Raw genomic sequence first — 15,278 nt, 5'->3', positions numbered from 1 at the left:
CGTGGCCGACCACGGGCGACCGCGGACGATCGGGCCGGCCCGGGAGCGCGATTCGGTGCCCACGGGTTCCGGTGTCACGGGGCCCGGTGCCCCAAGGGATACCGGTGCCCCGAGGGATCCAGGCGTCCACCGTGATCCCGGCGTCCACCGGGATCTCGCACTCCACGGGGACCCCGGCCGTACGGTTCGAAGGCACCCCGACCCGAGAACCCGCCGGCCGAACCGTCCCGACCGGAGGGTGGCCCGAGGCCGACCGGGGGGTGGCCCGTGCCGACCGGGGGTGGCCCGAGCCGGCCGGAGGACCCCCGGTCGGCTCGGGCCATCGGACGGTCACCCTCGGGCCCGGTCCCGTCCCGCGCCCGTGTGTCCGGCCGGCGGCCCCGCTCCGCGCCCGTACGCGCGGCCGTCGGCCGGGACCACGTCGACGCGACCGGCCGCCGGCACCACCGATGCCGTACGCCGTGGCGCCCGCGGCTCCTCGCATGCGTCTCCCCGGGAGGTGCTGGAGGATCGCGCCCGTCAGCGTCACGGGACTAGAGCCGCGCCGGCCCGTCCACCCGGCTCCGGCTCTGCGACGACGCCTCCCGCTGGTGCGGTATGCCCGACTCCAGGAGCTCCGCGCCACCGGGCTGGAGGGCGACGGTGCGGGCGGGCGACGGGATGCGGATGCCCTCGTCGCGGTAGCGCTTGTGCAGGCGCTTGATGAACTCGTGCTTGATCCGGTACTGGTCGCTGAACTCGCCGACGCCGAGGATCACGGTCAGTCCGATGCGGGAGTCGCCGAAGGTGTGGAAGCGGACCGCGGGCTCGTGGTCCGGGACGGCGCCGGTGATTCCGGTCATCACCTCGGTGACGACCTCGTTGGTGACGCGCTCGACGTGCTCCAGGTCGCTGTCGTACCCGACGCCGACCTGCACGGTCAGCGTCATCCGCTGCTCGGGCCGGGTGAAGTTGGTCATGTTGGTGCCCGACAGCTGGGCGTTGGGGATGATGACCAGGTTGTTGGAGAGCTGACGGACCGTGGTGTTGCGCCAGTTGATGTCGACGACGTACCCCTCCTCGCCGCTGCTCAGCCGGATGTAGTCACCCGGCTGGATCGTCTTCGAGGCGAGGATGTGCACGCCCGCGAAGAGGTTCGCGAGCGTGTCCTGGAGCGCCAGGGCGACGGCGAGTCCGCCCACGCCCAGAGCGGTGAGCAGGGGCGCTATGGAGATGCCCAGGGTCTGCAGGACGACCAGGAAGCCGATCGCCAGCACCACGACCCGGGTGATGTTCACGAAGATGGTGGCCGATCCGGCGACGCCCGAGCGGGACTGGGTCACCGAGCGGACCAGTCCGGCGATCAGCCGGGCCGCGGTGACCGTCGAGACCAGGATGAGCAGCACGGTCAGCGAGCGGTTGACCGTACGGCCGACCGGCGCGGCCAGCGGCAGCACCGCGGCGGCCGACGCGACCCCGCCGGCGATCGCCGCCCAGGGCACCAGAGCCCGCAACGCGTCCACGACGACGTCGTCGCCGCTCCAGCGGGTGCGCTCGGCGTGCTTGCCCAGCCATCGCAGCAGTATCCGCAACAGGAATGCCGCCAGCAGCCCGGCGGCCAGGGCTATTCCGGCGATCATCAGGTCGTCCAGAGTGACCGAACGCTTCATCGACGACCTCCTCGGAGACCGGGACCGGGGTGAGGGCCCGCGGGCCGTATGCGCTGTGTCGTCACTTGCCACCTGCTCGAATCCGGGAACGCGCGATCACGCCCCGACGGCGGTTCGGCGTCCGGGGCGACCGCTCATCCTGCCGTACCCGGGGGTAGGTCCGTCACGGGGTCCACGCACCCGGGCGACGGCCGTCCTTCCGTCACCGGGCCCCCGCGCGGCGGCTCTTGACGCAACCGGACGTCCTCGCGCGGTCCTCGCCGGCTTCACGTCCCGCTGAACGAACCGTGCCGCCCGGCTCCCGACGCGAAGCGGGCGGCGCCCTCCATGCTGTCGGCCAACACGCCCATGCCGTGCCGTAGTTCACCACGCATGGCGGTCTTCTCCACCAGGCCCTCCTGGTCGAGGACCGAGGCGCGGTCGCTGCGCAGGCAGGACTGGGGGAAGTCGGCGATCCCGGCGGCCAGTTCCTCGGCGGCGGCACGGGAGCCGCCGGTCGGTACGAGGCGGTTGGCGAGCCCCATCTCGTACGCCTCGGAGGCGGGGACCGGGCGGCCGGTGAGGATCATGTCCAGCGCGCGGCTGGTGCCGATGAGGCGGGGCAGGCGCACGGTGCCGCCGTCGATGAGCGGAACACCCCAGCGGCGACAGAACACACCGAAGACCGCGTCCTCCTCCGCGACCCGCAGATCGCACCAGAGCGCCAGTTCCAGACCCCCGGCCACGGCATGCCCCGCGACCGCCGCGATCACCGGCTTGGACAGCCGCATCCGGGTCGGGCCCATCGGCCCGTCACCGTCCTCGGCCACCCGGTTGCCGTCCTCGGTACCGATCGCCTTGAGGTCCGCGCCCGCGCAGAACGTGCCGCCCTCGCCCCAGAGCACTGCCACCCGGGCCGTGTCGTCGGCTTCGAACTCCCGGAACGCGTCGGCGAGTTCGACGGCCGTCGGGCCGTCCACCGCGTTGCGTGCGGCGGGGCGGGAAAGAACGACCGTGGTGACGTACCCCTGGCGTTCGGTCCGGACCGGCATGCCGCTGACCCCTTCTCCCGGCTGACGTGCGTCTTCTCCCGACTGACGTACGTCCGAGGCTACTCCGTGCCGTTCGCGTGCCGTCCGGGGACCGCTCAGATCACCTTCAGACGCACCAGCGCCCCCAGGGTCAGTGCTCCGGGCAGCAACGGCAGCCACACGGTGATGATCCGGAACGCCAGGACGACCGCCGTGGCCACCGCCACCGGACCGCCCGCCGCCACCAGCGCGACGACGAGCGCCGCCTCCACCGAGCCGATCCCGCCCGGGGTGGGAACCACCGCCACCGCGGCGGTCGCGGCCAGGTACGCCAGCGCCATGTGCAGCGGCGGCACCGGCAGGTTCATCGCCTGTCCCACCGCGGTCAGACCGGCGGCCTGCAGCAGCGGGAAGGCGAGCGAGCCGCCCCACAGCGCACACGCGCGCGCCGGACGGGAGTGCACCGAGCGCGCCTCCCCGAGCGCGGTGCGCAGGAACGACAGCACCGCCACGCGCACCCGTCGTACGCACAGCAGCACCGTCACCGCGACGCACAGCAGCGCGCCCGCGCCGAGCAGCAGGGGGCCCGTAGTCCCGTCCGGGAGAAGGCCTCCGAGCCGCAGCGCTCCGGGGAACGCGACGAGCAGGCCGGCCAGCAGGGCCAGGCGGGCGACCGACTCGGCGAGCATGTACAGCGCGAGCGCCGCGGAGGAGCGGGCGAGCGGAACACCGCACACCGTCATGAAACGCAGATTGACCGCGCCGGCGCCCAGCCCCGTCGGCAGCAGGTGATTGGCGGCACCCGCCGCGAACTGGGTGGCGAGCAGCCGGCGCGCGGGCAGCCGCTCCACGACCGCGCCCTGCCGGGTGACGGCCGCGGCGACCCAGGTCAGACAGGTCGCGACGACCGCCGCGAGCAGCCACGGCCACTCGGCGGCCCGCAGATGGCCGAAGCCCTCCACGAGCACGGAGCGGTGGCGCACGCCGACCACCAGCACGAGGGCGAGCGGGATCAGGCACAGGACCGACCGGAGGGGGAGGCGCCGGGAGAGTCCCTTGAGGGGGCTCCGCGGGGGCGTCTGGGGAAAACGGACCGCTGTCACACTCGGAGAGGTTTTCCACACCGCACCAACGGGAGGTTGCGGGCGCTGGTCCGGCGGCTGACACGCCGGGCAAGGTGCGGGAGGAGGCGGGGTCGTCGTGGATTCCGTCATGGATGCCGTCATGAGTTCCCTGGGTCGTTCCTTCGTGCGCGTGGACTTCTTCCGCAAGACATTGACCTCAACGAAGCTTGAGGTCCTACGGTCACTTCCATGAGCATGGAGACCACAGCCTGGACACAGCTGCACAGCGTGATGAACGCGCAGCAGGAGAGCCGCCCCTTCGCCCGCGCCACCCTGCGCCGCATCGCGGCCTTCGCCCGCCCGCACCGCCGCCGTATCGGCCAGTTCGTCGTACTGAGCGTGATCACCGCGCTGCTGGCCGTCGCGACGCCGGTGCTCGCGGGGCGCGTCGTGGACGCCATCGTGTCCGGCGGCGACGAGGGCACCGTCGTCCGCCTTGCCGTGCTCATCGCGCTCATCGCGTTCGCCGAGGCGGGGCTCGGGATTCTCAGCCGCTGGCTGTCGGCGACGCTGGGCGAGGGACTCATCCTGGATCTGCGGGCGGCTGTGTTCGATCATGTACAGCGCATGCCGGTCGCGTTCTTCACACGTACCCGTACGGGCGCGCTCGTCAGTCGACTCAACAACGACGTGATCGGCGCCCAGCGCGCCTTCAGCAACACCCTCTCCGGAGTGGTCGGCAACATCGTCACCCTGCTGCTCACCCTCGCCGTCATGCTGACCCTGTCCTGGCAGATCACGCTGCTCGCACTGGTGCTGCTGCCGGTGTTCGTGGTGCCCGCGCGGCGCATGGGCGGCCGGATGGCCAGGATGCAGCGTGAGGCCGCGCATCTGAACGCGGCCATGGGCACCCGGATGACCGAGCGGTTCTCCGCACCCGGAGCCACCCTCGTCAAGCTCTTCGGACGGCCCGAGGACGAGTCCGCCGAGTTCGCGGCGCGCGCCGCGCGGGTCCGGGACATCGGGGTGCGTACGGCGATGGCGCAGTCGGCGTTCATCACGGCCCTGACGATGGTCTCCGCCCTGGCGCTGGCCCTCGTGTACGGGCTCGGCGGCTGGTACGCGCTGCGCGGCACCCTGGAACCGGGCGCCGTCGTCTCGCTCGCGCTGCTGCTGACCCGGCTGTACGCGCCCCTCACCTCGCTCGCCGGGGCGCGTGTCGAAGTCATGAGCGCCCTGGTGAGCTTCGAACGGGTCTTCGAGGTGCTCGACCTCAAGCCGCTCATCGAGGAGAAGCCGGACGCCCGGGAGGTCCCGGACGGTCCCGCCTCCGTGGAGTTCGACGACGTCACCTTCGCCTACCCGGCCGCGGACAAGGTCTCCCTCGCCTCCCTGGAGGAGGTCGCCGCCCTCGACACCCGGGCCGGCGCGGAGGTCCTGCGCGGCGTCTCCTTCCGCGCCGAACCCGGTCAGACCGTCGCGCTCGTCGGCTCCTCCGGAGCGGGCAAGTCGACCATCGCCCAACTGCTGCCGCGGCTCTACGACACCGACGGGGGCACCGTGCGCATCGGCGGCGTCGACGTCCGCGACCTGAGCGCCGCCTCGATGCGCCGGACCCTCGGCATGGTCACCCAGGACGGCCACCTCTTCCACGACTCGGTACGCGACAACCTGCTGCTGGCCCGCCCCGCCGCGACGGAGCAGGAACTGTGGGACGTACTGCGGCGCGCCCGTCTGGAGGAGCTGGTGCGCTCCCTGCCCGACGGCCTCGACACCGTGGTCGGCGAGCGCGGCTACCGGCTCTCCGGCGGCGAACGCCAGCGGATGACCATCGCCCGGCTGCTGCTCGCCCGCCAGCGCGTCGTCATCCTCGACGAGGCCACCGCGCACCTGGACAACACCTCGGAGGCGGCGGTGCAGGAAGCGCTCGCCGAGGCACTGGCCGGGCGCACGGCCCTGGTGATCGCCCACCGGCTGTCCACGGTGCGCGCCGCCGACGTGATCCTGGTCGTCGAGGCGGGACGGATCGTGGAGCGCGGCACCCACGAGGAGCTGCTGGCGGCGGAGGGGCGGTACGCGGAGCTGTACCGGACCCAGTTCGACGAGCCGCGGCCCGAAAGCGCCCACGAGCGGAGCCTCGGGCTGATGATGGACTGAAGCACCAGCGGTGCGGCCGGTGGCCCACCGTCCCCGCGCGGACACCCGTCGCGTTCCCGGCCGCACCGGCGCGAAAGCCACACCGCAGGACAATGGTGGAGCACTCGGGACCGTCGCTTCGACGTAAGGGGAATCCTCATGGGTCAGATCGGATCGATCGGCCTGATTCTGCATCCCAGGCGCAATCCGGGGCCGGTCATCGAATCCGTCGTGGACTGGGCCCGTACGAACCGGACCGAGGTGCTGGGGCTGCCGGACGAGGTGGGGCGCATCGCGTGCAGCGCCGTGGCCGTGTCGGCCGAAGCACTGGTGGCCAAGGCCGGTCTGATCGTGAGTCTCGGCGGTGACGGAACCATGCTCCGCGCCATGCGGCTGCTCTCCGGCTCCGCCACCCCGGTGCTCGGCGTCAATCTGGGCCGGCTGGGATTCCTCGCCGAGATCGACGTCGAGGACCTGGCACCGGCTCTCGACCGCATCGACAGCGGCCGCTTCACCACCGAGGCCCGCATGGCCGTACGGACCCGCCTGCCGGACGGGCGCGACTTCCGGGCCTTCAACGACATCGCGGTCGTACGGGTGCCGGGCCACGGTATGGCCGCCATCTCCATCAGCCTCCAGGGGGACGAGTTCATCCGTTACGCCGCCGACGCGCTCGTGGTCGCCACGTCGACCGGATCGACGGCGTACAGCTTCGCCGCGGGCGGCCCGATCCTCTCGCCCAGGGTGGAGGCCATCCTCGTCGTACCGGCCAGCGCGCACTCCTCGTTCGACAGGGCGCTGGTCCTGCCGGCGGACGAGGACGTCACGCTCGAACTGCTGCCGACGACAGGGCGGTTGGCGGTCGAGGTCGACGGCGAGGTGGTCGGATACCTCGACGCGGGCGACCGGATCACCGTGGCGGCCTGCCCCGCGGCCGCTCAGGTGGTGCGTCTCGGCGGCACCACGTTCTACCAGCGGGCGCGCAGGAAGCTCGGCATCAGGGGAAGCATCGAAGCGGGCCGCCCCCATCCCGACGACCACGCCGATTTCGGACTCCACGCCGATATCCCGGAGCGGTGACGCACCGGGACGTCGTGGCGTGCCGTGCCGGTGTACGCGGCCGTGCGGATCTGGCTCCCGGGCCGCCGGGCGGCGCGGTCCCCGGGGATCAGGCTTCCGGGCCGCCCGGCGGCGCGGTCCCCGCGGCGCCGCGGACCGAGGGTCCGGCCGGCCGGGCTCTCCGGCCCTCGTCGCCGTCGGGAGCGCCGGCAACCGGCGGCGCAGACCGCTGTCGGGGGCGGCGCCGGACCGGTGCCGGGCCGGCGCGGGGGGCCGGTGTCAGGCCGTCCGGCCCGCCCCGGTGAGCGCCGCCCTCTCCCGCGCGGCGCGCACGGCCGCCGACAGCGAGGCGATGTCGTAGGCGCCGTGATGACGGCGGCCGTTGACGAAGAACGTCGGCGTACCGGAAACGCCGCTGAGATCGGCGGACTCCAGATCCGCCGCGATGTGGGAGGAACCCGCACCGGCCCGCAGGTCGGCGCGGAAGCGGTCGATGTCGAGGCCGATCGCCTCGCCGTAGTGGAGCAGGTCCTTGGGCAGCAGGTCCCCCTGGTGTTCCAGCAGCAGGTCGTGCATCTCCCAGTAGCCGTCCTGGAGCGCCGCGGCCTCGGCCGCCTCGGCGGCCAGCTGCGCGTTGGGGTGCACGTCGTGCAGCGGCAGATGCCGCCATACGTACCGTACGTCCCCGAAGTCGGCGAGCAGCTCGCGCACCACGGGCTCGGCCAGCCCGCAGTACGGGCACTCGAAATCCCCGTACTCGACCAGCGTCACGGGCGCGTCCAGCGGGCCGCGTACATGGTCGCGCCGCACGTCGACGGAGTCGCTGAGATCCACGATGCTCTGGCCCGTACCGAGCAGGGCCCGCGAGCGCGCACGCTTCGGCAGGGCCCCGATCACCCGGGTGACCAGCCAGGTGACGAGGAACGAGCAGGCCACCGCGGCCAGGATCCCGACCTTCGCCTGCGCCAGTTCGTCACCGTCGAAAGCGAGGGTCGCGATGAGCAGCGAGACGGTGAACCCGACCCCGGCCAGCGTGCCGCCCGCGGTGACGGCGCCCCAGCCGGCCGGCGGCTTGAGGCGTCCGCGGCTGACGCGTGTGGTCAGGAGGGCGGCCCCGATGATGCCGAGCGGTTTGCCGAGGACGTAGCCGAAGAGGATGCCGAGCGTGATCGGCGAGGTGAAGGCGTGGGCCAGCTCGTCGCCGCTGACCGTGATGCCGGCGTTGGCGAGGGCGAACAGCGGCACGATCACATAGCTCGTCCAGGGGTGGAACATCCGCTGGAGCCGCTCGTTGGGGGAGAGTGTCGAGGCCAGCCCTTTGCGCACCGTGCGCTCCAGTTCCGGCGTCGGCTGCTCGCGGAAGCGCCTGAACAGCCTGCTCGCGTGTTCCAGGTCGCTGCGTTCGGCCGGCCGGGCGTAGGTCAGCAGGCCCATCGCGAGCCCCGTCACGACCGGGTCCACCCCCGACTTCAGGAGCGCCACCCAGATGGCCACGCCCAGCACCGCGTACAGGGCCGGGATCCGCATCCCCAGGGTGCGTCGCACCAGCAGGAGGACGGCGAACAGGCCCAGCGCCGTCAGCAGCGCGGGTACCGAGACGGCCTTGCTGTAGGCGAAGGCGATGACGGCCAGGGCCACGAAGTCGTCCACGACGGAGACGCTGAGGATGAAGACCCGCAGACTGCCGGGCAGCCGCGTACCGAAGATGGCGAGCATGCCCAGCGCGAAGGCCGTGTCCGTCGACATGGCGGTGCCCCACCCCTGCGCGGAGGCGTGGCCCGCGTTGACGGCCAGGTAGACCGCGACGGGCACGGCCATGCCGCTGAGCCCCGCCAGCACCGGCAGCGTGACCCGCCGGCGCTCCCGTAGTTCGCCCATGTCGAACTCGCGGCGGGCCTCCAGGCCCACGACGAAGAAGAACAGCGTCATCAGGCCGCTGTTCACCCACTCGCGCAGGCCGAGGGCGACCTCACCCGATCCGACGCGGACCGACAGCCCGGTGTGCCAGAAGGACGCGTACGAGCCGGGTCCGATGTTGGCCCAGGCGAGCGCCAGGAGCGCCGCGGTGAGCAGTACGGCCGCGCTGCCGGTCTCGGTCCGCAGGAAGTCCCGCAGCGGACCGTGGGCGGTCTTGCCGCACTCGGTCTGCCCCGACAGGAAGGAGCTCTCAGGTGGCTCAGGTGGCACAGTCACTCCGCGATTCTCGCTCCGCACGCCGACACGCACCCGGCGAAGCGATGGCAGGGCGCCTCCGCGCCCCGCCGCGTTCCCCGGTGCATCCCTGGTAACTCCACGGGGACGGTTCCTCTTCCTGCCGGGGTGCGGCGAGGGCGCCTTTCGGGTGTCTCCGGGGGACGGTCCGGTGCGTTCCGGGTGCCTCGGAGGGACGGCGCGGACGCGTTGCCGGGGTCGCGCGGGCGTGTGCCGGACGCCTTCCCGGTGTTTCCCGGGCGGCCGTCGCCCTTACGAGGATGTGTGGTGCCGGGGCTGTCCTGTCTGCGCCGTGCGTCCTGTCGGTCCTGTCCGCCCTGCCCGGCCGGTCCGCTCGGTCCGCTCGGCCCACTCGGTCGTTTCCGTCCGCTTCGCTCGTTCCGTCCGCTCCGTCCGCGAAGGGCCTGTCGTGCGGTGGGCGGTCGATCCCTCGGGGGAGTGTCCTCGGTGGGACGGCGTCCGCCGCGCAGGGCCGAGGCGAGCGCGGAGACCAGTGCCATGCCCGCGGCCACGCCGAAAACGGGCAGGGCGAGCAGTCCGAGGAAGGAGACCGCGACGACGATCAGGCCGGCCGTGGAGAACGCACGGGCGCCGAACCGGTCCGACAGGCAACCGGACAGACGGCCCGCGACCAGGAAGCCCAGGGTCAGCGGCAGCATAGATGCCGGCCCACAACGGGGTGTCCTCGAACGCGTAACCGTGCAGGGGCGGCCAGACGCCCTGAAGGCAGATGATGAACATGAACTGCAGCCCGCCGCGTGCGATCGCGGCCGGCAGCGCAACGACAGGTGAAACAGGGCCTGTTGTGTCCCGGGACCGATAAGCCCGTTTGCCGGAGGGTCGGTTGGCCAGGACGGTCGCCGTACGGTCCCGCTGCTCACGGCCGGAGATTATCGCGTGCCCAAATCCGGCCGGGCGGCTACCGTGAAGGCGTCCAGGTGCGAAGGCAACGGCTACTTCTCCTGTCAAGAGGGAGACGCGGGTTCGAATCCCGTCATCGGCTGGGGCCGGTGTCGTCTAGCGGCCGAAGACACCGACGTCGCCGTCGCCGACCTCGATCTCCGGACATTCGGACAGGGGCCGCCCGCCACGGGGGAGTCGCGGGCGGCCCTGCCGTGTCCGGCCCGCCTCGCATCGGCTTTCCGGCGGTGAACCGTCCCCGCCCCGGTCCGAGAGGCCACGCGCAGAGCGCGCCAGTCGGCAGCATGTGTCCGTGAGGGGGCGCGCGTCCGATTCGCGGTCGGGAGAAGGCGCTCCTTTTCGGTCCGAAGAGGTGCTTCGTCCCGCGGTCCGAGAGTTTGCGGGAGTCCCGTCCCCTTGCCACCATGGGATGAGGGCAGTAGCTGCCGGTGGGGTGCATCCTGGCGAATCTGCCCGGATCTCGAGGCCGTCAGCCTGGAGTGGAGCTCACCGTGTCTCTGAAGAACGTTCTGCCCGCCCACATCGGATTCGGCTCGGCCCCCATGGGAAACATGTTCCGTGCCGTACCCGACGAAGAGGCCCTCGCGACGATGAACGCCGCCTGGGACGAAGGAATCCGCTACTACGACACGGCGCCGCTCTACGGTGCGGGCCTCGCCGAGATCCGCGTGGGCGAACTGCTGTCGCGGAAACCCAGGGACGAATTCGTCCTGTCCACGAAAGTGGGCCGCGTCATCCTCGACGAGCTGGAGACGGGGAACCGTGACCTCGGCGAGAAGGGCGATCTGTTCGCGAACGGGCGCAAGAACAAGATCGTCCACGAGTGGACCGCGGAGGCCACCGAGCGTTCCGTCGAGGGCAGCCTGAAACGCCTGGGCGTCGACCGGATCGACATCCTCTGGGTGCACGACATCGCGCAGGACTTCCACGGTGACCTGTGGGTGAGCAAATTCGAGGAAGCGCGTACCGGAGCGTTCCGGGTGCTGTCCCGGCTGCGCGACGAAGGTGTCATCAAGGCCTGGGGCCTCGGGGTCAACCGCACCGAGCCCGTCGAGATGACATTGGCCCTGGACGAGCCCCGGCCGGACGGGTTCCTGCTCGCCGGCCGGTACTCCCTCCTCGACCACGAACACGCGCTGCAGCGACTGCTCCCGATGGCCGCGGAACAGGGCGTCGACATGGTGGTCGGCGGTCCCTACAGCTCCGGAATCCTGGCCGGTGGAACCCACTTCGAGTACGTGGAAGCGCCACCGGACATCGTCGACCGGGTGAAGCGCATCAAGGCACTCGCCGACCGGTACGGAGTCGGCGTCAAAGCGGCCGCCCTGCAGTTCTCCCTGGCGCACCCCGCCAGCGCCGCCGTCATTCCCGGCGCGACGAAACCGAGCCGCATCGCGGAGGACCTGGCCGCTCTGCGGGAGCAGGTTCCCGTCGACTTCTGGCGAGAGCTGCGCGAGGCGGATCTGGTGAGCCCGAAGGCTCCTCTGCCCGGCGGAGTGTGAGTCGCATCCGCCGGCCTGCGCGCCGGAACGGCCCCTCGGGCTGACGCACGGAGGAAGATCATGGCATCAACATCGGTGAGCCGGGTCGTACCGGCCTCCCCGGAGCGCGTCTGGGAACTGATCGGCGGGTTCGACTCGCTGCCGGACTGGCTGCCCTACATCCCCTCGAGCGTGTCGGAGGAGGGCGGGCGTGTCAGAAGGCTCGCCAATCCGGACGGAGACGCGATCGTCGAGCGGTTGATCGAGTTCGACGAGGTGGAGCGGCACTACAGTTACGCGATCGTCCAAGCTCCCTTCCCGGTTGTCGGATACCTGGCGACGCTGCGCGTGTACAGCGTCGAGGGCGATCCGTCGAGTGCCGAGGTGCAGTGGTCGGGGCGCTTCACTCCCGAGGGAGCCACCGACGCCGAGACCGTCGAGCTCTTCACGGGCATCTTCAGCGACGGCCTGGAAGCGCTGAACACGGCACTGAGCTGAGGACGACACCACACCTGGCGTGGCGTCGCGGGGTCAGTGGCCGCGGAACGCCTCCTCCAGCCACCACGCCCCGCGGTCACGCACCACCTTGGCGTCGACGAGCAGGGGCGCGGACCGTGGCCCGGCGACCCAGTCCTCGACGGCCTTCAGGTCGGCGGGCGTGCGTACGGTCACCGCCTCGAAGCCGTGGCCGCGCGCCACCGCGGCGATGTCCGTCGGGGGGAACTCGACCGTGTCGAGCGGATGTCCGGCGGGTCCGAAGTGGTGCACCTCCGCCCCGTAGGCGTCGTCGTTGTAGACGACGACCACCATCGGCAGCCCGAGCCGGCGCACCGTGTCGAACTCGGCCGCGCCCATCAGCGCGCCCCCGTCGCCCAGCGCGGCCACGGGAAGCCGGTCGGGCCGCGCCAGCGCCGCGCCGATCGTGGTCGCCAGGCCGAGACCGACGGACTGGAACGCCTGCGTGAAGCAGAAGCCGTAATGGTCCGGAACCGACAGGTACATGCTCGGGTAGCCCATGAAGTTGCCGGAGTCGACGCCGACGACACGCTCGTCGGGCAGGATGTCGTCGAGCGCGATGCTGAGGGTCCGCGGGTCGATCCGCTCGCGGCCACCGGTGTCCTCGTACGGCACGTCGCGCCAGCGCACGCGGGCGGCGACGGCCGCGGCGAGGTCGGCGGTCCGGTAGCCCCGCCGGGGCGCGCCCGCCGTCTCCAGCGCGCGTCGCGCGGTGAGTTCCACGTCACCGGTGACGCCGAGACTCACGTCCCGGTGCACCCCCAGCGCCGACGCGTCGTCGTCGACCTGCACGACCGTGGTCCGGGGACCGATCAGCCGGCCGTGCCGCGTCGTCCACATGTTCAGCGCGCAGCCCCAGCCCACGATGACGTCCGCTCCCTGGATCAGCTCGGCCGCCAGGGGCGAGGAGAATCCTCCGGACACGTCGAGGGACCACGGGTCGCCGTGGAAGAGGCCGCGCGCGACGGCCGACGTCGCGAGCAGCGCGCCGTAGCGCTCGGCGAGCGCCGCGAGGGCGTCGCGGCAGCCGGGCGGGCGCGCTCCCCGGCCCGCGACGAAGACCGGCCGGCGGGCTCCTTCGAGCGCCCGGGTCAGAGCCGTCACGTCGGCGGCGGACGGCTCGACGGCGGCCGGGGCGATCGGCGGCGCGGTCACGGGCGGGGGACCCTCGGGCACGTCCAGGAGCTGCACCGGCAAGGGGACGTTGAGCAGGACGGTGCGTCGTTCGTGCAGGGCTCGGCGCACCGCGTCGCCGGCCTGCCCGGCCGCGTCCCGGGCCGAGGTGATCCGCGCCGTGACCGCGCCCACGGCATGCGCCAACGCGTCCTGGTCGACGTGGAAGTTGGACGTCGGCTCGGTCACCTCGGCCGCCAGCACGATCAGTGGCGTACGGCTCTTCGCCGCCTCGGCGATCCCCGTGACCGCGTTCGTCAGGCCGCATCCCTGATGCACGGTCAGCGCGGCCACGGTGCCGCTCATCCTCGCGTAGGCGTCGGCCATCGTCGCCGCGCCGCCCTCGTGGCGTGCGGCGACGAACCGGGAGCCGGCCGCCACCATGGCGTTGGTCAGGTGGAAGTTGCCCGATCCGACCACGCCGAAGACATGGCCGACCCCGGCCGCCGTCAGGGCGCGTCCGACGGCTTCCGCGACCTTCATGAGCGCTCGACCAGGGCGAGGACCCGCGCCGGCGCACCGGACCCCGTCACGATGGGCAGCGGTCCCGCGACGACGACGGATCCGGTGGCCGGCAGTGCGGCCAGGTTCCGCAACTGGGTCAGGCCGTACTTGTCGCTGCCCATGAGGTAGGAGTGGCACGGGAAGGCCGGGTCGAAGCCGTGGGCGCGTCCCGCGTCGGTGCCCACCGTCTCGACGCCGAGACCGATCACCGGCGACTCCTGCGCGACCCACCGCGCGCATTCCGGGGACAGGCCCGGGGTGTGCGGGCCGTTCTCGTCCGCGTTGAGGAAGGCTTCCTGCGACTGCGACCGGGCGTCCCAGCCGGTGCGCAGCAACAGCCAACCGCCGTCGGGCAGCGGCCCGTTATCGGCCTCCCAGGCCTTCACATGCTCCACCTCGACGAGGAAGCCGGGGTCCCGCTCCGCTTCGGCGGTGAAGTCCAGCACGGCCGCCGGCGCGATCAGCCGACGGACCGGCACCGACGCCACGTCGGCGAGTTCCCTCCCGGTGACCCAGTGGTTCGGCGCGTCGAAGTGTGTGCCGGTGTGCTCACCACTGCGGAAGTTGTTCCAGTACCAGGCCGGGCCCCGGTCGTCGTACCTGCTGATCTCCTGGAGCTCGAACCCCGCCGTCTGACCGAACTCGGGCGGCAGTTGGATCACCGGCGTGGACGACGACAGCGGGGAGGTGAGGTCGACGATCTCGATCGACCCACCCCGCAACCCGGACAACAGCGCGGCGAGGACGGACGGCTCGGACATGAGGCCTCCTGGTAAGGCGGTGAACCTGTCGACTTCATCCGTACCACCGGGGGCACCCGGACACGCGGACCCGAACCGACGGCGCCGGGCGCGGAGACGAAGCACTGCCGCACCGGGCCGGGCGACGGCCGCCCGGTTCCACGTCCGGGCTGCGGACCGGTACGCCGGCTCGCCGGTCGCCTCAGCCGCCGTGGGACCGACCGCCGGTGCCGCCCTCCCGCACCCCCGGATGCTTCCGCCATCGGTTGCGCGTAGAGAAACGCTGCCCGCGCCTTCGAGTCGTTGTAGGGTGGAGAAACCGCCCTTGACCTGCAAAAACGCAGGCAGGGAGCCTAGTTCCAGGAGTGCCTTCATGCAGCGCACCATGTTCAAGTCCAAGATCCACCGTGCCACGGTCACCCAGGCCGACCTGCACTACGTCGGGTCCGTGACCATCGACGCCGATCTGCTCGACGCCGCGGATCTGCTGCCCGGTGAGCTCGTGCACATCGTCGACATCACCAACGGCGCGCGTCTGGAGACGTACGTCATCGAGGGCGAGCGCGGCTCCGGTGTGGTCGGGATCAACGGTGCGGCGGCACATCTCGTGCATCCCGGTGATCTGGTGATCATCATCAGTTACGCTCAGGTCTCCGACGCCGAGGCGCGGGCACTGCGGCCGCGGGTCGTGCACGTGGACCGCGACAACCGCATCGTGGGCCTGGGCGCCGACCCGTCCGAGCCGGTGCCGGGCTCGGACCAGGAGCGCAGCCCCCAGGCGGTCACCGCCTGAGCCCCGGCCGAGGAAGTCCGG

General features: G+C 71.9%; 11 protein-coding genes. 5 read left to right on the top strand and 6 right to left on the bottom strand.

What is annotated here, in order from left to right:
- Positions 1–533: 533 nt before the first annotated feature.
- The 3 genes from GFH48_RS07625 to GFH48_RS07615 form a co-directional block, all read right to left on the bottom strand.
- A complete protein-coding gene (locus tag GFH48_RS07625; protein WP_153287532.1) occupies positions 534–1,649 on the bottom strand; it encodes a mechanosensitive ion channel family protein in 1,116 nt (371 codons plus the stop codon).
- 266 nt (positions 1,650–1,915) lie between these two features.
- Positions 1,916–2,680, bottom strand: coding sequence for a crotonase/enoyl-CoA hydratase family protein (locus GFH48_RS07620; protein ID WP_153287531.1), 765 nt, complete (start codon positions 2,678–2,680; stop codon positions 1,916–1,918).
- A gap of 95 nt (positions 2,681–2,775) precedes the next feature.
- Positions 2,776–3,762 carry a lysylphosphatidylglycerol synthase transmembrane domain-containing protein gene (locus GFH48_RS07615; protein ID WP_228120440.1) on the bottom strand — a complete coding sequence of 329 codons (987 nt, stop codon included), beginning with the start codon at positions 3,760–3,762 and terminating at the stop codon, positions 2,776–2,778.
- 216 nt (positions 3,763–3,978) lie between these two features.
- On the opposite strand from GFH48_RS07615, the gene GFH48_RS07610 reads away from it, so the two are divergent.
- Positions 3,979–5,880: an ABC transporter ATP-binding protein gene (locus GFH48_RS07610; RefSeq protein ID WP_194280832.1), complete on the top strand. Its 1,902-nt coding sequence runs from the start codon at positions 3,979–3,981 to the stop codon at positions 5,878–5,880.
- Between the two features lie 138 nt (positions 5,881–6,018).
- Positions 6,019–6,939 (top strand): NAD(+)/NADH kinase, encoded by a 921-nt coding sequence (locus GFH48_RS07605; RefSeq protein WP_153287528.1) that lies wholly within the window; start codon positions 6,019–6,021, stop codon positions 6,937–6,939.
- Between the two features lie 258 nt (positions 6,940–7,197).
- Here the strand turns inward: GFH48_RS07605 and nhaA are convergent, their stop codons facing one another.
- The gene (nhaA, locus tag GFH48_RS07600) at positions 7,198–9,111 is read right to left on the bottom strand and encodes a Na+/H+ antiporter NhaA (RefSeq protein WP_153287527.1); all 1,914 of its coding nucleotides are present in this window, start codon (positions 9,109–9,111) and stop codon (positions 7,198–7,200) included.
- A 1,430-nt stretch (positions 9,112–10,541) separates the two neighbouring features.
- Here nhaA and GFH48_RS07595 point away from each other — a divergent pair.
- Both GFH48_RS07595 and GFH48_RS07590 read left to right on the top strand, forming a co-directional pair.
- Complete coding sequence (locus GFH48_RS07595) at positions 10,542–11,552, top strand: aldo/keto reductase (RefSeq protein ID WP_153287526.1); 1,011 nt, start codon at positions 10,542–10,544, stop codon at positions 11,550–11,552.
- Positions 11,553–11,612: 60 nt separating this feature from the next.
- Positions 11,613–12,029 carry an SRPBCC family protein gene (locus tag GFH48_RS07590; protein WP_153287525.1) on the top strand — a complete coding sequence of 139 codons (417 nt, stop codon included), beginning with the start codon at positions 11,613–11,615 and terminating at the stop codon, positions 12,027–12,029.
- 33 nt (positions 12,030–12,062) lie between these two features.
- Here the strand turns inward: GFH48_RS07590 and GFH48_RS07585 are convergent, their stop codons facing one another.
- Positions 12,063–13,703, bottom strand: a complete 1,641-nt coding sequence (locus GFH48_RS07585) for a thiamine pyrophosphate-binding protein (protein ID WP_153287524.1) — start codon at positions 13,701–13,703, stop codon at positions 12,063–12,065.
- Entirely contained in the window at positions 13,700–14,485 is a 786-nt protein-coding gene (locus GFH48_RS07580) for a cyclase family protein (protein ID WP_153287523.1), read from the bottom strand. The genes GFH48_RS07585 and GFH48_RS07580 overlap by 4 nt, the downstream gene beginning before the upstream one ends.
- A gap of 352 nt (positions 14,486–14,837) precedes the next feature.
- Between GFH48_RS07580 and panD the strand changes: the two genes are divergently transcribed.
- Complete coding sequence (gene panD, locus GFH48_RS07575; protein ID WP_153287522.1) at positions 14,838–15,257, top strand: aspartate 1-decarboxylase; 420 nt, start codon at positions 14,838–14,840, stop codon at positions 15,255–15,257.
- Positions 15,258–15,278 lie beyond the last annotated feature (21 nt).

Source organism: Streptomyces fagopyri (genome assembly GCF_009498275.1).
Classification (GTDB): Bacteria; Actinomycetota; Actinomycetes; order Streptomycetales; family Streptomycetaceae; genus Streptomyces; species Streptomyces fagopyri.
Note: the sequence above shows the minus strand (reverse complement) of the source record. Positions and strands in the feature narration are given on the sequence as shown.

What these genes read in the sequence shown, in the direction of transcription:
- GFH48_RS07605 (WP_153287528.1), top strand. Translation starts at nt 6,019, where the DNA reads ATGGGTCAGATCGGATCGATCGGCCTGATTCTGCATCCCAGGCGCAAT.
- GFH48_RS07620 (WP_153287531.1), bottom strand. Translation starts at nt 2,680, where the DNA reads ATGCCGGTCCGGACCGAACGCCAGGGGTACGTCACCACGGTCGTTCTT.
- GFH48_RS07590 (WP_153287525.1), top strand. Translation starts at nt 11,613, where the DNA reads ATGGCATCAACATCGGTGAGCCGGGTCGTACCGGCCTCCCCGGAGCGC.
- GFH48_RS07610 (WP_194280832.1), top strand. Translation starts at nt 3,979, where the DNA reads ATGGAGACCACAGCCTGGACACAGCTGCACAGCGTGATGAACGCGCAG.
- GFH48_RS07580 (WP_153287523.1), bottom strand. Translation starts at nt 14,485, where the DNA reads ATGTCCGAGCCGTCCGTCCTCGCCGCGCTGTTGTCCGGGTTGCGGGGT.
- GFH48_RS07625 (WP_153287532.1), bottom strand. Translation starts at nt 1,649, where the DNA reads ATGAAGCGTTCGGTCACTCTGGACGACCTGATGATCGCCGGAATAGCC.
- panD (WP_153287522.1), top strand. Translation starts at nt 14,838, where the DNA reads ATGCAGCGCACCATGTTCAAGTCCAAGATCCACCGTGCCACGGTCACC.
- GFH48_RS07585 (WP_153287524.1), bottom strand. Translation starts at nt 13,703, where the DNA reads ATGAAGGTCGCGGAAGCCGTCGGACGCGCCCTGACGGCGGCCGGGGTC.